General features: G+C 52.5%; 18 protein-coding genes. 11 read left to right on the top strand and 7 right to left on the bottom strand.

The window, feature by feature from the left end:
* Positions 1-3: 3 nt before the first annotated feature.
* A complete protein-coding gene (locus ABXT62_RS05495) occupies positions 4-204 on the top strand; it encodes a hypothetical protein (RefSeq protein ID WP_415357601.1) in 201 nt (66 codons plus the stop codon).
* Between the two features lie 18 nt (positions 205-222).
* On the top strand, positions 223-561 hold the full coding sequence (locus tag ABXT62_RS05490) for a TraR/DksA family transcriptional regulator (protein WP_415357600.1): 339 nt from the start codon (positions 223-225) through the stop codon (positions 559-561).
* Positions 562-647: 86 nt separating this feature from the next.
* On the opposite strand, the gene ABXT62_RS05485 is transcribed toward ABXT62_RS05490, so the two are convergent.
* Entirely contained in the window at positions 648-1,022 is a 375-nt protein-coding gene (locus ABXT62_RS05485; protein ID WP_415357599.1) for a DUF805 domain-containing protein, read from the bottom strand.
* A gap of 308 nt (positions 1,023-1,330) precedes the next feature.
* Between ABXT62_RS05485 and ABXT62_RS05480 the strand changes: the two genes are divergently transcribed.
* Together ABXT62_RS05480 and ABXT62_RS05475 are read left to right on the top strand one after the other, a co-directional pair.
* Complete coding sequence (locus tag ABXT62_RS05480) at positions 1,331-2,311, top strand: tRNA dihydrouridine synthase (protein ID WP_415357598.1); 981 nt, start codon at positions 1,331-1,333, stop codon at positions 2,309-2,311.
* Between the two features lie 104 nt (positions 2,312-2,415).
* A complete protein-coding gene (locus ABXT62_RS05475) occupies positions 2,416-3,957 on the top strand; it encodes an alpha-isopropylmalate synthase regulatory domain-containing protein (RefSeq protein WP_415357597.1) in 1,542 nt (513 codons plus the stop codon).
* A gap of 28 nt (positions 3,958-3,985) precedes the next feature.
* Here the strand turns inward: ABXT62_RS05475 and leuB are convergent, their stop codons facing one another.
* The 5 genes from leuB to ABXT62_RS05450 form a co-directional block, all read right to left on the bottom strand.
* Positions 3,986-5,095: a 3-isopropylmalate dehydrogenase gene (leuB, locus tag ABXT62_RS05470; protein ID WP_415357596.1), complete on the bottom strand. Its 1,110-nt coding sequence runs from the start codon at positions 5,093-5,095 to the stop codon at positions 3,986-3,988.
* Between the two features lie 230 nt (positions 5,096-5,325).
* Entirely contained in the window at positions 5,326-6,957 is a 1,632-nt protein-coding gene (locus ABXT62_RS05465) for an ABC transporter ATP-binding protein (protein WP_415357595.1), read from the bottom strand.
* Entirely contained in the window at positions 6,954-8,324 is a 1,371-nt protein-coding gene (locus ABXT62_RS05460; protein WP_415357594.1) for an ABC transporter permease, read from the bottom strand. Before ABXT62_RS05460 ends, ABXT62_RS05465 begins: the two co-directional genes overlap by 4 nt.
* Positions 8,325-8,327: 3 nt before the next feature.
* Positions 8,328-9,305 (bottom strand): ABC transporter permease, encoded by a 978-nt coding sequence (locus ABXT62_RS05455; protein WP_415357593.1) that lies wholly within the window; start codon positions 9,303-9,305, stop codon positions 8,328-8,330.
* A gap of 2 nt (positions 9,306-9,307) precedes the next feature.
* A complete protein-coding gene (locus tag ABXT62_RS05450; RefSeq protein ID WP_415357592.1) occupies positions 9,308-11,494 on the bottom strand; it encodes an ABC transporter substrate-binding protein in 2,187 nt (728 codons plus the stop codon).
* A 167-nt stretch (positions 11,495-11,661) separates the two neighbouring features.
* Here ABXT62_RS05450 and ABXT62_RS05445 point away from each other — a divergent pair, with 167 nt between their 5' ends.
* The 6 genes from ABXT62_RS05445 to ABXT62_RS05420 all read left to right on the top strand — a co-directional run bounded on the left by ABXT62_RS05445 (position 11,662) and on the right by ABXT62_RS05420 (position 19,716).
* Positions 11,662-13,218, top strand: a complete 1,557-nt coding sequence (locus tag ABXT62_RS05445) for a peptide MFS transporter (protein ID WP_415357590.1) — start codon at positions 11,662-11,664, stop codon at positions 13,216-13,218.
* A gap of 9 nt (positions 13,219-13,227) precedes the next feature.
* Positions 13,228-14,463: a saccharopine dehydrogenase family protein gene (locus ABXT62_RS05440; RefSeq protein ID WP_415357589.1), complete on the top strand. Its 1,236-nt coding sequence runs from the start codon at positions 13,228-13,230 to the stop codon at positions 14,461-14,463.
* 106 nt (positions 14,464-14,569) lie between these two features.
* The gene (locus ABXT62_RS05435; protein ID WP_415357588.1) at positions 14,570-16,681 is read left to right on the top strand and encodes a hypothetical protein; all 2,112 of its coding nucleotides are present in this window, start codon (positions 14,570-14,572) and stop codon (positions 16,679-16,681) included.
* Between the two features lie 121 nt (positions 16,682-16,802).
* On the top strand, positions 16,803-17,594 hold the full coding sequence (locus ABXT62_RS05430; RefSeq protein ID WP_415357587.1) for a (Fe-S)-binding protein: 792 nt from the start codon (positions 16,803-16,805) through the stop codon (positions 17,592-17,594).
* A 3-nt stretch (positions 17,595-17,597) separates the two neighbouring features.
* Positions 17,598-19,022: a lactate utilization protein B gene (locus ABXT62_RS05425; protein ID WP_415357586.1), complete on the top strand. Its 1,425-nt coding sequence runs from the start codon at positions 17,598-17,600 to the stop codon at positions 19,020-19,022.
* Positions 19,012-19,716 carry a LutC/YkgG family protein gene (locus tag ABXT62_RS05420; RefSeq protein ID WP_415357585.1) on the top strand — a complete coding sequence of 235 codons (705 nt, stop codon included), beginning with the start codon at positions 19,012-19,014 and terminating at the stop codon, positions 19,714-19,716. The genes ABXT62_RS05425 and ABXT62_RS05420 overlap by 11 nt, the downstream gene beginning before the upstream one ends.
* Positions 19,717-19,738: 22 nt before the next feature.
* Here ABXT62_RS05420 and ABXT62_RS05415 read toward each other — a convergent pair whose 3' ends face one another.
* Positions 19,739-20,311 carry a hypothetical protein gene (locus tag ABXT62_RS05415; protein ID WP_415357584.1) on the bottom strand — a complete coding sequence of 191 codons (573 nt, stop codon included), beginning with the start codon at positions 20,309-20,311 and terminating at the stop codon, positions 19,739-19,741.
* 362 nt (positions 20,312-20,673) lie between these two features.
* Here ABXT62_RS05415 and ABXT62_RS05410 point away from each other — a divergent pair, with 362 nt between their 5' ends.
* Positions 20,674-22,197, top strand: coding sequence for a PQQ-dependent sugar dehydrogenase (locus ABXT62_RS05410; RefSeq protein WP_415357583.1), 1,524 nt, complete (start codon positions 20,674-20,676; stop codon positions 22,195-22,197).

The following is a 22,197-nucleotide window of genomic DNA, read 5'->3' as shown; positions in this document are numbered from 1 at the left end:
CGCGTGAGTCGCGGAGAACTTCGACGCTATCTGGGAATGACGATCGAGAAGAATAAAAATTTACCGCCCTATCTCGGTATTCCAGTGCGCCTGTATTGTCTGGCAAACGATTCTACAGCGCGTTTTTCACAGCTTGTTGATGTGATGGCAGAACGTTTTTTCGCTTCTGTTATTGACGTCGAGGCATGGAGAGCGCTCGACTAATCCACGAGACTGAAGTCCATGAAAAAAAAACAGTTAGATCACTTTCGGCTGTTGTTGATCTCTAGCAAAGAAGAGATCGAGCAAATACGCAAGACGAATACAGAGGCCGCTGGTACGGTTACACTTGACCAGTCCATGATGGGTCGTCTATCTCGCATGGACGCGCTACAAGGCCAGCAGATGGCACAAGAAACGACACGCCGGAGAAAGATACAGTTACAGAAAATCGACAGCGCATTGCGTCGCATGGATGCAGGCACATACGGGTATTGCCTACGATGTGGCGATGAAATCGAGAGGGCCAGGCTAGACTTTGATTCAGCTAGCACCCGCTGCATTGGCTGCATGGATAACTAAGCGCTCTTCTGTATCGCGAATTTGTTTACAGCACCCCCTAATGGGTCACGGACATGCAGTGTAACGCGCTCAAGAGGGCCATTAGATTATTCTGACGGCTCATCGAATCGATTTTCACCTTCATGGCTGGGCTGTACTAACCAGTACAGAAAAATCAGGTAACCAATAATTGGTATCAGCAGAATCAGTATCCACCAACCGCTTCTGTCCGTGTCACGGAGACGTCTTACAGCGACAGCGAGATTCGGCAGTAATAGCGCTAGCGCTGCCACCATTGCCAGCGGACCCCCTGTCTGGCCATCAAAGGCCTCTGCTCCGAAGACAGCAGCATCAATAACCCGTAAAAAGAGATTGAACAGCAACATGGCGAGAAACCACCACCAGTATTCCGAACGGGATGCTCTGCCGGTGAACGTCGCGTACTTGCCAAGAACGGTTCGAACTGCAGTTTGTATGTCCATCGCTATATCCTCTTCCGCATTGTTAGCTACTATGCCACCAATAGTGCGAGCTTGACAGTATGCGGGATGAGCCTGACTAAAAGCTGTCGTTACCTTGGATATGGCTATGGACACTGAACTCGAAATTGTTAGCCTCCCACCAACTGATTCAACTACACTAAAAGACTGGGGACGAGGGGTGAAGCCCGGGTCACTGATTCAATATTTTGACCCACATGGGGTCCACAGCGTTTTCGGAGCAGATCAAGCCAGCCACTCATGGATAAAAACGTCACATTATCAATTAGTTACGGGAATATAACCTTTTTATGCGCCTGATGCTTGCGCCCATGGAAGGTGTCATTGACCATACCATGCGTCAGTTACTCACCTCGCTGGGTGGCGTAGACCGCTGTGTCACGGAGTTCGTGCGCGTCACGGATCGCCTGCTGCCGCCACGCGTTTTTCACCGCCTCTGCCCAGAGCTGCTGGCGGGCGGAACGACTGCTTGCGGAGTTCCGGTTTATCTGCAACTGCTGGGAGGCCAGCCGACTGTGGTGGCGGACAACGCTGCACGTGCAGCGGAACTGGGTGCTCTAGGTATTGACCTGAATTTTGGTTGCCCTGCTAAAACAGTGAACCGCTCTAATGGGGGCGCCATTCTTTTACGTGAGCCTCAGCGTGTTCACGATATTGCTGCAGCAGCAAGAGCCGCTGTGCCTGCGCATATTCCCGTCACAGTGAAAACGCGACTGGGGTATGAGGATAAAGCACTATTTTTGGATATCGTGGCGGGCATAGAAGCCGCCGGCGCGAACGAACTTACGGTGCATGCCCGAACCAAAAGCCAAGGCTATCGCCCGCCTGTCTGCTGGGACGCCATCGCCGAAGCTCGAGAATTAGTGTCACTGCCAATCATTGCCAATGGCGATATTTGGAGTGTCGACGATGCGTTTCGCTGCCTCGCCGTCACCGGCTGTGATGCATTGATGCTGGGGCGAGGTGTCTTATGCCGGCCAGATCTACCGAGACTGATTGCGGCAGCGGCGATCTGCGGGGAACCTGGAGAGTCTCTGCACTGGCCAGACATCACGCCGCTATTGGCGCACTTCTTCGAGCTCAATCTCCTGCACTACGACGCCCGAAACGCAGGCAACCCTCTCAAACAGTGGCTGGTTTACCTACGCGGCTACTTTCCTCAGGCCGCACTCCTATTTGAACAGATCAAACGGCTACGCGCACCTGAAGACATTCGATCTATCTTACAACAGGCCCTGCCCCCTATTGCCGCAAAGCGCTGCGCAGCCTAACGAATTAACAGGATCACGATTGTACAAGCGCGGCCAATCAAGACATACTTCTAGATTAGTGTGAGGTCATGCATGCAGTGGCCACAGTTTTTGACGGAAACCGTATGAGCAAGACACAACGACATATCCAGCTGATGGACACCACTCTGCGCGACGGGGAGCAAACCCAAGGAGTCTCCTTTTCCCCTGAGGAAAAAGTGAATCTCGCTAGCGCACTGTTAAAACAGCTCAAAGTCGATCGCATTGAAGTTGCATCGGCACGGGTATCTCAAGGGGAAATGGAAGCGGTTTCCAGTATCAATCAATGGGCCAAGGAACAAGGGCTAGGTGACCGAATTGAAGTGCTGGGTTTTGTCGATCACACCAAGAGTGTTGACTGGATTCTGCAAACCGGTGGTCAGGTAATCAATCTACTGACCAAAGGCAGTGAAAAGCATTGCAGGGAGCAGTTAGGGAAGACACTCGATCAGCACGTAACTGAAATCTTGCAAACCGTAAACTACGCGCTGGAAAAAGGTTTGCAGGTCAATGCGTACCTCGAGGACTGGTCGAACGGCTACATGAACAGCCGTGATTATGTTTACACAATGATGGATCAGCTGAAAGATTGCGGGATACGTCACTTCATGCTGCCCGATACCCTGGGCGTTATGGCGCCCCAAGAGGTCTTCGACAGCCTCAGCGATATGACAGCACGCTATCGGGAACAACAGTTCGATTTTCACCCCCACAACGATTACGGCCTAGCAACTGCCAATGTTATGGCTGCGGTTCGAGCCGGAGTGAACTCCATACACTGCACCGTCAATTGCCTGGGAGAACGAGCCGGCAATGCATCAATGGCTGAAATCAGTGTCGTTTTGCGCGACAAGATGGACATCGACCTGTCAATCGATGAAAGCTACATCGTACAACTTAGTACTATGGTTGAATCTTTCTCTGGCAAAAGAGTACCCGCAAATGCGCCCATTGTCGGGGCCGACGTATTCACGCAGACGGCAGGCATTCACGCAGATGGAGACAGCAAAGGCGGTCTTTACAAGACCCGACTCAGCCCAGAGCGCTTCTCCCGCACCCGCAGTTACGCATTGGGCAAGATGAGCGGCAAAGCATCGCTGACCAAAAATCTCGAAGCACTGGGGCTGAAGCTGTCCGAAGAAAACCAACAAAGGGTATTGGCGAGAATTGTTAAGCTGGGTGACTCGAAAGAACTGATCACGACCGAAGACCTCCCCTTTATCATCGCCGAGGTACTTGAAAGCAAGAATTATCACCACATCAAACTATTGCACTGCTCTGTCACCAGCGAACTAAACCTAAACTCGACGGTGAGTATACGTGTCGATGTTGATGGAGACATACAGCAGGCTACCGGCTCGGGGAACGGCGGTTTTGATGCCTTTATCTACGCCATGAATGAAATCATGGCGTCAAAAAACTATGCATTACCGAAACTGGCGGACTACGAGGTGCGTATCCCCAGGGGCGGCCACACCAATGCATTAACAGAGTGTGTTATTACCTGGGACTGCGATGGGCAGGAAACGAAAACCCGGGGAGTGCACTCTAACCAGGTGTTTGCCAGCATATTGGCTGCGCTACGGATCATCAATTTGCAGTTGCACGAACGCTCATCAGCCCAGTAGTATCATGTTTCTCATGCGTACTGGGACACTAGACCACTGCTGGCATTGCCCTCAGCGCCGCGACCACTTTATCGCCGAACTCGGCGGTTTTAATCATTTTCACACCGCTGCCTGGCTTAGATAGATCCGGCGTCGAGTAGCCATCAGCAAACACACTCTGCATCGCTGTCCAGACATTTTTCGACTCCTCCACCATGCCAAAGCTATCCTCCAACATCATGGCAACAGAACCAATCATGGAATAGGGATTAGCAATATTCTGCCCGGCGATATCAGGTGCAGAGCCATGCGAGGGCTCGTAGTAACTTTTTTCAGGCCCCTTACACGCAGAAGGCATCAAGCCCAGAGAACCCAGAATACCGCCGCCCTGATCACTCAATATATCGCCAAACATATTTTCCATTACCATGACATCAAACTGTCCCGGGTTGAGGCACAACTGTGTGGCAGCCGCATCGACTAGGATGTGTTTGATCTCTACCTCCGGATATTCCACAGCAACCTCCTCCAACACCTCATTCCATAGAACGCTGGACTTTAAAACATTGCTTTTATGGATATTGTGCAGTACTTTTTTACGGCGCATTGATAGCCGCAATGCTTCATGCATGATGCGGCAAATCTGTTCCTCGTCGTACTCCAAGGTCTCCTTAACATAGCGCAAGCCTTTTTCATTCACCCCGACTTCCTTGTCACCAAAGTACAAGCCACCGACCAGTTCACGCACCATGACTAAATCGATGCCCTCGCCGATGATCTCAGGCTTTAACGGAGAAAAATGTGCGAGAGCCTTCGGCAGCGACACAGGACGGAAATTAGCGAAAGTATTGTAGCGCCGACGCAGGGGTAATAGTGCGCCCCGCTCTGGCTGCATATCGATCGGAATTTTTTTCGACTCTTCATGACTCAGGCCGATCGGGCCCTTGATGATGGCATCGGCTTCATCACAAATCGCCTTGGTCTCGTCGGGAAAAGGATGGCCGCACTTGAAATACGCCGCGGCACCAAAATCTGCTTCAATCAAGGTGAATGTGACATCGTTACGCTCTTCTATCAGGCGAAATATTTTCACTGCCTCGTGCATGATTTCAGGGCCAATCCCGTCTCCCGCCAACAGGGCGATGGTGTAGTTCTTCATACTGTAGTTCTCTGGGTTAGTCTCTATAGGATGCAGCTGATACAGCTACCCAATCACGAAAGCGGGCTATTCTACTTTAGATCAGTGGAAGTTTCATCGGTTTGACCCCATCGCACCCAACAGATTTGCTGGCGCTAGCCAATATCACCGCCAGACAATCGCAGGCTCACCCCAATCCGCCACATAGCAACGGCACCATGGCATCGTCCAGACTACCGATATTCATCGCGTTACTCCGCGATACTGTCTGTTGACCACGCTGCATCAACCCGTGGCACTGACGCTAACAGGGCCCGAGTATAGGGGTGTTGCGGGCGCGTCAGAATCTCCTCAGTCGTACCTTGCTCTACCAACCTGCCCGACTGCATCACACCCACCCGATGTGCCAGGCCGGGAACAATAGACAGGTCATGCGTAATGAAAAGGTAGGAGACGCCGAACTCGCTCTGTAATTCCTGCAGCAACTCCAATACCTCTGCACGGATGGAAACATCCAACGCACTGGTAGGCTCATCACAAATAATCAATTCAGGCTCCACCGCCAGCGCCCTCGCTATGGCGACGCGCTGCAACTGACCGCCGGACAGTTCATGCGGATAACGTTGGCTAAACTCAGCACCCAGTTGTACGCGCTCCAATAACGCGCTTATACGTTGTTCGCGTTCTGCAACGGGCAGGCCCATAAGGCTATCCACACCTTCACGAATAATTTCTCTTACAGTGAGACGCGGATTCATAGAAGAAAAGGGGTTCTGAAATATCACCTGAATTTTCTTACGGTATGGTAGTAAGGCTCGTCGATTTAGTGACTGTATCGGGACGCCTTGGAAGGTGATTTTACCTGTCGAAATTCGGTCAAGATTCAGGATGGCACGGCCGAGAGTCGACTTGCCACTCCCGGACTCACCCACCAGTGCATAGGTCTCTCCCCGACCAATGCTGAGCGACACGCCATCGACAGCTCGAACGTAATCTGAGACTCGCTGTAAAATACCCTTGCGAATCGGAAAGTGTACTTTGACATCATCCAGTTGCAACAACGCCTCACCTTCAAAGGTACTGTGGAAATCTGTAAGGTCTGGCAAAGCTTCAATCAGTCTGCGGCTGTAGGCCTCTTTGGGATTGCGAAAAAAAGCATCCACTGGCGCTCGCTCGATAATTTCGCCGCGATACATAACAGCGACCTCATCGGCCGTATTTCTGACCACGCCCATATCGTGCGTGATCAGCAACACCGCCAACTGGCGCGAGCGGGTCAAGCCTCTGATCAGCGCCAACACCTGCTGCTGAATAGTCACATCAAGTGCAGTCGTAGGCTCATCAGCGATGAGAATATCGGGCTCGCAGGCTAGCGCCATCGCAATCATCACGCGCTGCTGTTGTCCCCCCGATAACTGGTGTGGGTAGAAGCCATAGCGTTCATCTGGGCTCTGGATACCTACCTCTGCAAATAATTGCATAACCCTCTGCCGAAGAGCGCCGCCCCTTAAGGATGTGTGCAAACGTAGGGTCTCAGCGACCTGCTCACCGACCGTCTGTACTGGATTCAAGGCAGACATGGCATTTTGGAAAATCATCGCCACACGCTCACCGCGCACTGTCTGCATATCCGCTTCTGGCAGCTCCAACAGATCCAAGCCCGCAACCCGAACCTCGCCACCGGTGATCCCCAGAGCCGTCGGCAACAGACGCATCGCCGCAAGAGAGGTCACCGATTTACCACTACCCGACTCACCGACTAGCGCGAATATCTCGCCAGCCTTTAACTCGAAGCTGACGCCATTGAGTATGGTGTCACCCGTCTCCAGCGCTTTCACTCTGAGATTCTGTACCTGCATAACAACAGTAGACCGCCCCGTCATGCGGGAGCCACCCCTGATCCGGTACGCGGATCAAAAGCATCACGCACCAAATCCGCAAACAGATTGGCTGCCAGCACTAGTACAAACATAAAGAAGAACGCCCCACTGAGTGTCCACCATACGACAGGCTCACGAGACAATTCAGATCGAGCGCTGTTAATCATATTGCCCCAACTGCCCATCGCAGGATCAATGCCCACCCCAATATAGGACAGCACCGCCTCTGCTAATACCAGCGAACTGAAATCAAGTACAAAGGTAATCAAAATAATGTGAACGACATTGGGCAATATGTGACGCGTCACGATACGGCTGTGGCTCACGCCGAAAGCGTGCGCGGCCTGGACGAATTCCAGCTGACTGATCTTCAGTGTTTCTCCGCGGATCAAACGACAAAGAGACGACCAACTGGTGACACCCAAAATAAAACACAGAGCAATAAATCGCGCATCGGCTTTTTCCATACCGGTAGAAAAGAAGTCCGGATGCAAGTCGATATACACCTGAAACAACAGTACAGAAGCGGCGATCAGTAAAATACCCGGGATGGAACTCATGGTGGTGTAGAGATACTGTACTACATCATCCACCCAGCCCTTGAAATATCCTGCCATCACACCAAGAGTAACCGCAATGGGCAGCATAATCAGCGTAGCCAACGTACCCAATAGCACGGCTGTGCGTACACCCTTGATACTCTGATAGGCCACATCGACGCCACCACGATCGGTGCCCAATACATGGTAGTAACGACTGATAAGCACCAGCCACACCGCCAAACAGATGACGGCCGTCTGTGTCCCCCATGAGGCATACCAGGGCAGTGAACTACGGCGCAAAAAAGCCCATTGCACGCCGACCAATACAGCCGAGATCAATAGGCCACAGACCAGCGCCCAGAGGGTCCTCGCAACAACATCTGCCCAGCGCTCTGCGGGTTTTGAAAGATGGCGTCCCGCATGCTCGAGTAGGGGAAAATCTCTGTATAACAGGCCATTTTCATCCTTCATGTTCTCTTTCGCAAAGGACTTCAGTGCAAAGGGCGCAGAGTAGGTGCGCTCAAAGCGCTCACCCATCCCCACCAGCATTACATCCAGAGCGCTGGTGACCTGATTATTGTAAAAGACCTCACTACTTTGCGCTCCTTCAACGGGCTCCAGCGCTCGACGGAAGTGCAGCGAATCGAGCAGTGCTATACCGACATAGACCAAAATCAGCGTGAAAGTCACCATACCTAGGCGTGTGCTAAATACCCGCCGCCAGTGCTCTCGTGTCTGGGGATCGCGCCGCAACCGCAGGAAAAACAGGCACAGCGCCAGTACCAATAAATAAATCAATACGTCGGACCAGAGCAGCAAGGGCTTCATCTGCTAATCCAACCGCAACCTAGGATCAGCCCAGGTATAGGAAATATCAGTAAGGATAAGTCCGATGATGTACAGGATGGAGCCTATAAACACCATACTGCGAACGATGGCAAAGTCCTGCGACTTGATGGCATCAAGCATATAGCTGCCTAGGCCCGGGATGCCGAAAAACGATTCCACCAACAGTCCACCCATAAACAGCGACGGTATCAACACTACAATGCCGGTAAGGATGGGGATCAGTGCGTTAGGCAATATATGCCTAAAAAGGATGCGGATCTCGCTGGCGCCCTTCGCTCTCGCAGTGCGCACATAGTCTTGGTTTGCTTCCTCCAAAAATAGCGTGCGATACCAGCGTGCTCCAGACCCAATACCCGCCACAACACCGACTAGCACGGGCAAGATTAAAAACTTCCAGAACTGTCCATGGGCATGAAAACCGGAAATAGGTACCAGCCGCCAAGTTTTGGCCACAAGATATTGTCCCCCGATAATATAAAACAAATAAGAAATCGACATCATCGCCACGAATACAAACACGATCCAGCGATCCAGTCGCGTGGCGTGGAACATCACTACCAGTAGCGCGACACAAATATTCACCCAGATACCCACTACAAAGCTCGGCACCGCCACCGCCAAGCTTGGCCACATGCGCGTGGATATGTCAGTGGTGATATCGCGCCCGCTCTCAGATCGACCAAAGTCAAATGCAAACAATCGGAGTGACTTGGCAAAGAAAATCGTTTCCGTCACAGCACCACTGCCAGCAGCGTCAGGATTATAAAAAAGCGGCTTGTCATAGCCATTTTTTTTCTTCCATGACTGGATAGCTTCGGGTGTCACATATTTCGCTCCCAGCTGGGAGACCGCCATATCGTCAGGGGAATTCACCACAAAAAATAGCGTAAACGTCAGCAGATTAACACCCAGCAAAATAGGGATGGCGTAAAACAGTCGTCGAATAATATAGGTCAGCATAACTATTCCTGTGCGTGCCGTGCAGTCGCTTTCTGACGACGGCGATAGGCAATGACTCCGGGCAACGCCAATGCGACTAAAATGAGAGCCGCCGCGTAAAGGGGTTTCGTAATCGGTTGGTTCCAACGGTTCTGCATTTTGGCTCGCTCGTCAGGCTCGACTCGAACATACTTTAATGTGGCTCTAGAAATACCGTGGCGCTTATTGTTATGCACCCAGCTGTTATTCAAGAATATTTCCGTGGGGTAATAGGCAAATAGCCACACCGCGTCATGACGGAACAGCTCGACCATTCGAGCGACGAGTGAATCGCGCTCAGGTCCCTGCGGTAAAATGCGCATCTGACGGAATAAACTATCATATTCCTCGTTAGCGTAGTTGCCATTATTAGCACCATCGCACCCGCATTCCAGAGGGCCCTCTGGTCCATAGAGCAAAAACAAAAAATTCTCCGGGTCAGGATAATCAGCCGACCAACCGAATGAGAATATCTGCGTATTCCCGGTCAGCATTTTCTCCCGTGTTCGGTTGAAATCAGCAGGACGAAATTCCACCTGCACACCAATCTGTGAAAACACACGGACAATCCAAGTCATCAGAGTGTTGTTGATCGCCTGACTCTGAACATCTAGAAAAATCTTTAACGGTTCACCGGTAATCTCATCACGGCCATTGGGGTAGCCCGCCTCCGCTAGCAGTTGCCGGGCGTATTCGACCGATTTTCGCTGCGCCACGCCATCTACCCAATCGTAGACATAGGGGTTCATTCCGGCCTCACCCTCCAAATGACCAGGAATGCCCGGAGGAATAGGGTTTTCGGCTACGATACCATTGCCCATGTAAAAAATATTGAGGTAATCTTCCGTTCGGAAGGCAATCTGTAAAGCCCGTCGCAACTTCCGTTTTTTCTCGGTGTAGCCACCTACAACCGGATCACGCATATTGAATCCGTAATAATAAACAGCCGGCTGCACATCCGGCGACATAGTGATGTTGTGTTCTTTCAATTCTGGCGCAAGCTCCACCCCATTGGCACCGATCTGGAAGGCTCGATCGAATAGCCCAGCGGGCTGGCTGTGGACCTCTCCTGAGCGATCATAGTAACCCTGTAGAAACTTGGTCCACTGCGACAACGACTCTTTTTCAATTCGAAAAACCGCACGGTCCACAAAAGGAATAGGCTTACCAGCATCCGCCAAAAACCCTGCCTCTAAATCCCCCGGCTCGCCCTCTGATGGAAAAAAATCGTCCCGGTAATTAGGATTACGTTCCAGTATAATTTCGCTGTTGGGATCATTGCTGGCCATAAGAAATGGTCCGGAACCGACCGGCCACCAGTCCAGGGTGAGATTACGATCGACGAAGCCTGGGTTGTGATAAAACTGATCGACTTCCGGCCCGACAGGTGAAAAAAACGGCATCGCTAACCAGAATAAAAATTGTGGATAACGACCGATAATCGTAATAGTCAACGTACGCTCATCCACCACCTCGAGGCCTTCCATAGCGTAGTTGTCTAGGTCAAGCCACTGATCACGGGGCAGAGAAGCCACTTGCTCGGAAAACGCCTTCATACCGACAATATATTGGGACATGAAACCCAGCATGGGAGACCCAATGACCGGGTCGGCTAGCCGCTTAATGGCATAGACATAGTCGTTGGCATGTACCGGACGATCACCCGTATGAGGAAAATCCGGAATTTGGTGATAGCGCTCACCGGCCGCCGCAGTCTCAAACAAATATTCAGGCCGCCCGGATGCGTCGAGTGCAAAAGCCGGATGAGGCTGATAGTGCAGATCATCGCGCAAATGCAGGGTGTACCGGGTAAAGGCTACTGACTCATCGTCCTCATTCACCACATTGCCTGAAGAATCAAGATAGCTCACCTCTGGCAAGGAGACCAATGCGCCTGGAATCAGCTCGTAGGGACGTTTGAGAAAATGGTAAGTCAGAGGTGGCTCATAAATCTGCATCGTAAACAATGATTCGTCTGAGGCATAGGAGATCGCCGGGTCGAGGTGCTTGGGCGGAGTAGAGATAATCATTGACTGGTAAGTGGCCAGCCCGTCGGGAGACGGCAACTGCGGATCATTCCAGGGCCGCTCATCACAGGCCGCCAGAAACATCACCACCGCAACCAACAACAACCAAGTGAAGTGGCGCTGGGTCTTGGTACTAGGGGTCATTTGATCGGCTTTCATTGGCTATAATGGGCAGCGGCATCTTTACAAGCGAGCAAGCATAACCTGTCGCTACAGGATTCGCACCCGCAAAAAAGATGCGACACCGACGCTCTAGTGCCTATAATGGTGAAAACCGACCCAGCCTCGACCTCATCGGAAGCAGAATAATAATGACCAACGCCAATGCGGCATCACCCTTGCCCGTAACAGACAACGCCTTTTTCGGTCATCCCGTTGGTCTATTTGTCTGCTTTGCCACTGAAATGTGGGAACGTTTTTCTTTCTATGGCATGAAATTCCTTCTGCTGCTTTACCTAACGAAATACCACCTGTTCAGTGATAGCAATGGACTCGAAGTACTCGGCAGCTACGCCGCACTGGTATACGCCATGCCCGTTATAGGTGGCCTGCTGGCAGACCGCTATTTAGGTATGCGCAAGGCCGTCATCTTCGGTGGGGTATTACTGGTATTAGGCCATCTGGGCATGGCGATGGAGGGAGAGCAAGCTCGCGTAGTCGGGGACCAGGTCATTCGCGATGAGGGCAGTCTACAAGTCTTTTATTTGTCGCTGGCACTGATCGTCATCGGAGTGGGCTTTCTCAAGCCAAACATCTCGACGATTGTGGGTAAGCTCTATGCTCAGGACGATCCAAGGCGTGATGCAGGCTTTACTATTTTTTATATGGGCATCAACATGGGCGCCTTTGCTGCGACTTTACTGTGCGGCTACCTTGGCGAAACTTTTGGCTGGCGCTACGGTTTCGGTGTGGCAGGAATTGGAATGGCCATAGGACTGGCCACTTTTCTGCTCGGACAAAAATACCTACACGGTCTTGCCGAACCCCACAATAGCGCTACTCTTAAACAAAAATCTCCGATCGGCCTGAATAAGGAATGGACAATCTATCTGTGCGGCCTGCTGGGCGTTATTGCGGTCTGGAAAATGCTGCAATTTCACAGCGCGGTTGGGTACACCCTTAACCTACTCTCACTGACAGTCCTGCTAGGGCTGGGTTGGTTCATCATGGTCAAATGCAATCCGATTGAGCGCAGCCGCATGCTGGCGCTGATCATTCTAACCATGTCTAGCGTGGTATTCTGGGCGCTATTTGAGCAAGCCTCCGCCTCTATGACTCTGTACGCCGACCGTGTACTGGATCGTAATATTCTCGGCTTGGAGATGACGGCATCCCAGTTTGGCTCACTCAACGCTTTCTTTATTTTTGTGTTTGCCCCGCTTTTTGCCTGGCTCTGGATCTTTTTAGGTCGACGGGGGCTCGAGCCTAACACTCCCGTTAAGTTCGCGATGGGTATCGCTCAGGCAGGACTCGGATTTGGGGCTCTTGTCATCGGCGCAGCCACACCGAACGAGGCCGGCATGGTGGCTGGGTATTGGATGGTGCTGGCCTACTTATTACACACCACTGGCGAGCTATGTCTCTCCCCTGTCGGGCTATCAGCCGTCACCAAACTCTCCGTTCCAAGCGTGGTCGGGGTCATGATGGGAGCCTGGTTTCTGGCAACGGCTTACTCTGAGTTTGTTGCCGTACAATTGGCTAAGCTGGCAGCGGTTGAAACCGTTAACGGCGCAGTGACCGATATCGGCGCGGCACTAGCAAGCTATACGGCGTTATTTACTAATTTACTGTACGTGGGCCTGGCAATGGCAGCACTATTGTTATTACTATCCCCATTGTTGAAAAAAATGATGCACGGCATTCACTAGGAGATTCTAATGTCCAACCGCGAATTCGATATTATCGTCTGGGGAGCGACCGGCTTTACAGGTCAATTAGTCGTGGAGTACCTAGTGGAAACCTATGGCGTGGACGGTGAACTGCGCTGGGCCATCGCCGGGCGTAATCGTAACAAACTTGAGTCTGTGCGACAGTCCTGTCTTCCCGATGGACAGCATGACCAGCTTCCCATCCTCATCGCCGACAGCAACGACCCCGACAGCCTTGCGACACTAGTACAGAAGGCGCGCGTGATATGCACGACGGTTGGACCCTACGCGAAATATGGGACAACGCTGGTCGAGTCCTGCGTCGAGGCCGGCACACATTACTGCGATCTAACGGGTGAAGTGCAATGGATGGCGCGGGTAATCCCTCAGTATCAGAAAGCCGCCGAGGCGAGTGGAGCCCGCATTGTGCATACCTGCGGCTTCGATTCAGTACCCTTTGATATGGGAAACTGGTATCTACAGCAGGTGATGTTCGAACGTCATGGTGTGTATGCACAGCGGGTCAAAGGCCGAGTTGGCAAAAATAGGGGCGCCGCCAGTGGCGGCACAATCGCCAGTGTCCTCAACATGATGGAAGAGGCTCAGAACGACCCGTCCGTGCGACGCGAAGTGGCTAATCCCTATGCGCTCTACCCTGCGGACACACCCGATGGCAGGGATGGCCCCGACCAGACAGGCGCAAAATTTGATGCGGACTTTAACCAGTGGACCTCGCCTTTCATCATGGCAGCGATTAACACTCGCGTAGTGCGCCGCAGCAACGCGCTGCTGGGCTTTCCGTGGGGCGAGAGTTTCCGCTATGACGAAGCCACACTCAATACCTCCCGCTATGAGGCCACTCGTAATAGTGTTGCAGGCGGTATAGGTATGGTTGCGTTAGCCTTGGGCCCAACACGAAAACTGGCACAACGCTTTTTGCCCAAGCCGGGTGAAGGGCCAACGCGTGATCAGCGAGAGGCCGGCTACTATGAAGTTTTTTTTCGCGGCATTGACTCTCAGAACCCTCAAAAAGAGATCACGATCAGCGTCAGTGGTGACTTAGACCCGGGATACGGCTCAACCGCTAAAATGCTAGGCGAAGCTGCCGTATGTCTAGCAAAAGATGAGCTAACCGTGGGCGGAGGGTTCTGGACACCTGCTTCAGCTTTAGCCGGCAAGTACCTGAACCGTTTAACCTCAAGCGCAGGCCTGACCTTCAAGGTTGTTGATTCGGTGACACCCTAGGCTTTCCAATACCAGCCGCCTCCAGCGCTGAGAATCACTATTGATAAGTTGTGCCGCTGGTAAAGAACCCTAAATCCTCGTACATTTACTGCAAATAACGATAAAAATGAAAGGAGACATTGAGCGCGAGGTGAACACATTTAACCTCACGTTTAGCGGCGAGATACTGGCTGGCAAAGATCCAGCAGCAGTAAAGTTGGGCTTTGGAAAAATGTTCACCATCGACGATCCAGTCCTGCTTGAGCATTGTTTTTCAGGAGAAACCATTGTCATGCGCCGCAATCTCGAGCGCAAAGAAGCGGCCCAATATTATCATGAAATGCAGGTTCTGGGTGCCGTAGGCGCACTGGTAAAGGTCACAGCCGGCGCGCGCGCAGATACTGTGAGAGTGGACCCACAACTGGATGCACAGGAGGCATCTGAAGTAAAAGCAGAGCTCGCCGAGCCACTGCGAACGGCCACTGACGCCACTGCAGTGAACCCGCGCCAACATCAATCGGGCAAACCCAATCTGTACAAGCTTCGGCCCTTTCGTAATTCCGATGAGGTGCGCGACCGAAGTGCGCGAGCTCACCAACGCATGCGCCAAAGTTACCTATTAGGCAGTATTGCCCTACTTGGATTTCTTTTAGCGGGCTGGGGTTTTTTAGAGCAACCGACGGAACCGATCATCACTGGCGTTGATGACGTCGCCATCGATCAGCGATCCAGGCCCGTATTGCTGGCGGGAGATTTCCTGCTGTTGCACGATCGTTCTGGCATTAGCACAGGTGAGGTGCTGCTAGACACCATCGGAGTAACCACGCTAAAACCGCCCATGGCCTTTGACAATACCGGTACATTGTTCGCTTTTGGCAGCCTTACTATCGATGACACAGAGCGATCAGACGATACAAACTTACCATTGCTGCGCTGTGAGCTTCTCACGTCTCACTGTCAGCGTTTTTTACCTGACCTCAAAGAAATCAGTATCGACGCGTTCGTAATAAACCCCGTGGATGGCAACCTGTTACTTATAGACACTTCAGCAGGATTGCTGCTAAAAGCGAATCGGGACGGCAAGATATTGGCTCGCGCTGCCATCGAGATCCCCGCGCACCCAGTATTGCGACTGCACGCTGGATTATTATTGATCAATAGTCCACAGGGTACTGGGGTCGGTGTATTCCGCTATGAAACAAGTGCTTTTGGTCAACAACTGGATGAGATCCCATTGCTGCCACCGGCCGCACGAGAGGCCGGACAATTCGATGTTAGCGATTTTGTCTGGTCGGGTGGCTTCTGGTGGGCAATCCTAAAAAACCTGGAGTCAGGGAGTATGGGGCTGTATCGTTTCGACGAAGATTGGAATTACATTCAGCACGTTCTACTACCGATAGCCAACGGCACCCTGCAACTGACAAGTTGGGGCGAGAAAACCCTGGTCAACAATTCGCATAGCATCGCGATTCAGAGATTGAGTGCTCAGGGTGCCATTGAGGCACCACTGGTATCTACTCAGTTAAAAACACTGATCAGCCGACAGCAGCGGCGTGCCAGTCTTGCCACCGCAGGATGGCTAGGCCTCCTGCTCATCTGTGGACTGGGCACCGTGGTAAGCGTATGTACTGGGTACCTGCAGGGATTGCGCAGGTTCGTCTACAAATCACGCCGAGAGCGCGGTGCAGAACCACTGGACGACTACGCAGATTCACTCTACTGGATCGAACCCATGCAAAATCGGCCCGCGCTATTGCGCCGCAGACGCTTCAGCTACAGCCTGCTGGCACTCGCGGCAATACTGGTGAGCGCAGGGCTAAGCGTGACGGCATGGCCGTTCGTCGCGCTATTAATAGCACTCAGCGGCCCAGCTGCCGCCCTGCTACTACTCGAAAGGCAGCCCGTTGGGCACATCGGCATTTGGCAGGACAGACTTTTACTCGTGGACCACACTGGGATGTATCATTTCGCGGGCGGCTCCGATGTGCAATATCGGGGACATTTCCTTCTGATCGACGATATTGTCGTCTTCTGCGGCAGTCGCTTACTTCCGGTGTTCCCAGATGCCCAAATTGAGCAATGGATCACACCGATGATGATACGCGGGGCAAAAGTCGATCGTAACACCCTCGCAGTCAAGCTACTGCAAGCGCGCCACCCTCTGGCCCAATGCGCCATGGCAATGATTATGGCCGCTGTCGCGGCGATCTCAATACTCTGCCTGCAAGAAATTTTCTAGACTATGAGCAACACGGTGCGATGCAGGGCGACATCGGTTCATTCAATTCGATATACTGCACTACTGGGAGCTGCCACAGCGGCGCTACACTATCAGCAACAAGGAAGGAAATGCGGACTGCATGAATGAGCAGCATCACGATCAGTCGCCTCCCCCGCAGCGCATGCGGGTGTCACTCTTTGTCACCTGCCTGGCAGACCTGTTTCGACCATCGGTAGCCTTCGCCAGCATCAAATTGCTGGAGCAGGCGGGCTGTGAGGTCACTGTACCTCTGCAACAAACCTGTTGCGGCCAACCTGCATACAACAGTGGCGACTACGAAGCCACAGTGCCCCTTGCCCAGCAAGTCATCGCGCTGTTAGAAACCGCTGATTATGTTGTCGTCCCATCCGGCTCTTGTGCCGGCATGATATGCCACCACTACCCCAAACTACTGCAAGGAGAGTGGCGCGATCGTGCACTCAAACTAGCCGCCAAAACTTTTGAGTTAACCGTTTTCCTGAAAGACATCGCCCGCATAGAGCCGCAACGCAATAACCCGCCGAGCACCTTCTCCGTCACCTACCACGACGGCTGTGCCGGACTGCGCGAAATGAGCATCAAAGAACAGCCGCGGGAACTCCTGCGGGAACTGTGTGGCATTGAAGTCGATGAACTAGAGCAGAGCGAAGTCTGTTGCGGTTTTGGCGGTACATTTTGTGCAAAGATGCCGGAAATATCAGGGAAAATGGTCAATGATAAACTCGATCATGCACTCGCTACCGGGGCCAAAATTCTCGCCGGCGGCGATCTGGGCTGCCTGCTCAATATCGCAGGTCGAGCACAACGCCAGGGTCAAAAGATCGAGGTGCGCCATATCGCAGAGTTGTTAAGCGGAGATATGGACAGCTCCCCTATCGGAGAGGGAAGGTAACCGATGGAACAACATAGCGACACCTTTCTCGACAATGCCAGTGAGGCGCTAAAAAACAGTGGGCAGGCCGAGCGCCGCGATAGAATCGCGTTGTTCGCGTCACAGATACGTACAGCTGCAATTGACAGTTTCGAAGATTTTGACGACCTCAGGCACCACGTAAAGAAAATTCGGCAACACAGTCTGGATAACCTGGACTATTACCTCAGTCAGTTTGAAAAGGAAGCCGTGCACAACGGCAATCAGGTCCACTTTGCCCGTGACAGCGAGGAATTCAACAGCCTCGTCTTGGATATCTGCCAGCAACACGACGCCCGGCGTATCGCCAAGGGAAAATCCATTGTGACGGAAGAGACCGGTCTGAACAGCTTCTTGCAAAGCGCGGGTCTTAATGTCATGGAGACTGACCTGGGCGAATATATTATCCAGCAGGCAGGGGAAACACCAAGCCATATTGTGAGCCCAGCGCTGCATAAATCTGCTAACGAAGTTCGCGAACTATTCCAGCAAAAGCATGATCTGGGCCACAGGGAGCTGCAGAATACCTCAGACCTGGTTGCCGAAGCACGTACTGTGTTACGGGAACATTTCCTGCAGGCTGAAGTGGGGGTTATTGGCGCCAATGCACTGATCGCCGAGAATGGATATTCCATGCTGGTCACTAACGAGGGTAACGGCGACCTCTGCGCCAATCTGCCCAATGTGTTAATTATTTGCACGACCATCGACCGGGTACTGCCGCGGGCAGAGGACGCCACTGCGATGTCACGATTGCTGGCCCGCTCAGCGACAGGCCTGCCCCAAAGCTGCTATACCAGCTTCTACTCAGGGCCCCGTCGCGAAGGTGAGATCGACGGACCGCTGGAAACACATTTCGTACTGCTGGATAACGAGCGCAGTAATATCTTGTCCAGCGATTACCGTGAAATACTCGAATGTATACGCTGCGGTGCCTGTCTCAATCACTGCCCTATCTATACCAGCGTAGGAGGACACGCCTACGGTTCGGCTTATCCGGGCCCCATAGGTTCAGTATTGACACCGCTATTGACCTCTCTGGAACAAAGCCATTTGCTTCCGAATGCATGCACCAGCTGCGGTCGCTGCGCAGAGGTATGTCCGGCGAATATTCCTCTGCCGGATTTGTTGCGCGATTTGCGACATGAGGAGGGCATAAAAAAACTATCTGCGCCGCGCTGGCGATACGGTCTGAAACTGCATAGCTGGCTGGCGAGACATCCGTCGATATACCAGACAGTGACCGCTACAAGCATTCGTATATTGCACCGGTTAGGTCGCAAACGAGGCGGCTTTTCAAGACTACCTTTCGCCAGCGGGTGGACCAGTCAGCGCGATTTTCCAGCCCCTCAAGAAAACACCTTTATGCAGTTATACAAGGCCAAGATGAAGCAGAACAATGAGCGGTAGCGCCCGATCAGAGATTTTTTCCAGGCTGCGCAAAGCGAGTCGCGGCGAGACCGAAGAAAACATTCAGCGCGAGCGACTGTCTCTGGGCAGTGCGCCCGCCCCCACACCTCCCGCGCCCGAGCACTGTCAGGCCTTTATCCTCAATGTACTGAAAAATCAGGGTAGCGTGGATTGCGTGAGTAATCGGTCAGAGGCGGTCAAGGCGATAGCGCATTATCTGTATGCACATTTCCACAATTACCGTCTGGTGGCCGGCAACGACCCTCGTCTGGCGGCCATGCCTTGGAGGGATGCGGGAGTACTGCCTCGCTTTGGTAGCCTAGAAGCAGGCGAACCGGTAGCCCTTAGCTTCGCCCGGCTAGGCGTCGTGGAAACGGGCGCGGTGGTAACCTGGACCAGCAAGGCCAACCCCGCAGCAAACAACTTCCTGCCGGAACACCATATCGTTCTGGTGGATAAAAACGATCTCGTCCCAACGATGGAGAAGGCTTGGGAAAGAATTAATCATGCTTTGGAAACAACCGGACGCCCCCGCGGCATAAACTTTATCGCCGGGCCTTCTAGTACAGCCGATATCGAGGGGGAATTAGTTTACGGTGCTCATGGACCACACCGCTGGCATGTCGTTCTGTTGGGTGATATTCCAGTCGATGCGCAGAACATTGCGCGTGCTGCTTCCAAAGATCAGAGCTAGCGCGAGACCACACGGAGCATCGCTACAGCTGTGTGTAACTAAATTTCTGCCCCCCCAATGCCGCTTCAAACATTAATCCGCCTGTTGCTATGGTAAAGATGGCCATGCCCTTGCGGTAGCCGCCAGATGCTGTAACAGCATCATTGCGCCCACCACTCATGCCCGCTGAAGTTCCACCCCCTGTATTGGCTTCGGCCGATACGCCGGCTGTAATGACAACAGCCGAGGCCTGGGCACTGAATTCAAAGTTACCCGAGGTGAAATCATTAAAAGCCTGCTCATGTTGGAAAAAAATGATCTGGCTAAAAGCCTGTCCTCCAATCTGCGGGCCCAGCGATAACTGTGTCATAGTGGAATTGCCCACATGTTTGGTGTCAACAAATACCTTACCTTCACCGTATCCTCCACCGACGAAGAACAGTCCCCCCTTGCCTACGATAGGAAATAACGCATAACCATAGGACATTCTGAAGTATTTTCCACTTTCACCCGCATCGCTGAATGCCTTTATGGTATCGCTATAGCTATTCGCCCACGCAGCGGAGCCTCCGACACACAGGCCGAAAAGTAGAACAATCTTTATGAGTCTGTGCATAAAAATAAGCCTTAAATTGATGGTGCATAGTGTGTTTAACGCAAGGATTTAAACTGTGAGCTGCTCACTCCAAGCGAACATCGATGCCAAGGGCCCATATTGTGTACACAACCGCAGCAGGTCAAGTCACATCTGTGAGCATTATGCCGCCAAAGAGCTGCGCAGAGCGACTAAGGCATCCCAGAACCTTGAGTTTCTAGACTCTGCAGCTCAAAGAGCGCAGGTCATGCCGATGTACTTCGAATGACGCTGTGAATCAGCGGCCCTGATCTGCTCTGAGTAATCTTCGTAGCGCATCCTGTGCTATATTCGTATATTGTCTTTCAGCTCAGCACGTCTAGATCACGGAACAGGATTATCCTATGCGCAAATTGTTAATCAGCTTGGGTCTGCTGCTGCTGTTGCTCGTTAGTATACCAGCCTTCTTACTGGCCAGCGGCACCACAGATAGCTCCACCCTACGCATGCTTTTCAATAGCATGATGGGCATAGCCGGTCCTGCGGCCAATAGTGATATCGTACGCCAGCAATATAACGTTCCCGACGGCTTCACTCTGGAGCTTTACGATGCAAACCTGCCTCGCGCGCGCTTTTTGCTTTTCACACCATCGGGAGACCTACTCGTCAGTAGGCCACATTCCGGCGACATACTGCTGTTGGGGCGTGACGCAGATGGGGACGGTAAACCCGATGCTCGGGCAACACTGATCGAGGGATTAGAACGACCACTGGGAATGGATATCAGCGGTGGATGGCTGTATATCGCCGAGTCAAACCGCGTAAGCCGCATACGTTTTGACAGTGACACTGGAACTGTCGACGGTGCCCTAGAGACGGTGGTGAAAGGTTTGACTGATAACGGCAACCATTGGAGCAAAACTATTCGCATAGGCCAGGATCAAAAGCTGTATTTGGCGCAAGGGTCCACTTGCAATATCTGCGAGGAAGAGGATTCTAGGCGGGCAACCCTAATGCGCTTTCAACTTGATGGCAGCCAGCCTGAAATCATTGCGACAGGGCTGCGCAATAGTGTTGGCTTTGACTGGGCACCCTGGAATGGCGCGCTCTATGCTACTGAGAACGGACGCGATCTGTTGGGCGATGACCTGCCCCCCTGTGAATTAAACCAGATAGAAGCGGGCAATTTTTATGGCTGGCCCTACTTTTACGGTGACAATATTGCCGACCCAGACATGGGCGATGATCCGCTTGCGAAGGACCGCGATCCAACCGCCCCCGCGCACAATTTTCGCGCCCATAATGCACCCTTGGGCATGACATTCCTTGACCCAAACACTCTCCCTCCGCCGTATGAGCGTGCTGCGCTGGTGGCATTGCACGGCTCATGGAATCGCAGCTCCCCTGACGGTTATAAGGTGGTGTCACTGCATTGGGGAACTGACGGTATCGAAGAACGCGATTTTCTGACCGGTTTCAACCGAGACGGAACAATCAGTGGCCGTCCGGTTGATGTCGCTCAGGGACCTGACGGCGCAATTTATATCTCCGATGATTACGCCGGAGCAATCTATCGAGTTCGCTACAGCGCAACCGATAACAATAATGCTGCCGCCTTTGAACTACCCACGGTGAATCGCCTCGACGCCCAACCGCCCGAATGGCTTGAGACAGCCAATATGGTGACTATGGCCGATCAAGGCAATGAACTCTATCAACGCTACCAGTGTCGAAGTTGTCATGAAGAGGGCGAAAACCCGAAAGGATTAGAGAATCTGAGAGAGCGTCTCGGTTATGCGGCAGTGATCGACGTGCTGGCGGCTCCGCCATCGCCCATGCCTTTATTTCCTCTGACCGAGTCCGAACAGCGAGAACTCGCCGTTTTTTTGCTATGGCAGCCACCTGAAAGTTCTGCTAACGAACAATAA

The sequence above is a fragment of the Halioglobus sp. Uisw_031 genome (assembly GCF_047729875.1).
Taxonomy (GTDB): Bacteria; Pseudomonadota; Gammaproteobacteria; order Pseudomonadales; family Halieaceae; genus Marimicrobium.
Note: the sequence above shows the minus strand (reverse complement) of the source record. Positions and strands in the feature narration are given on the sequence as shown.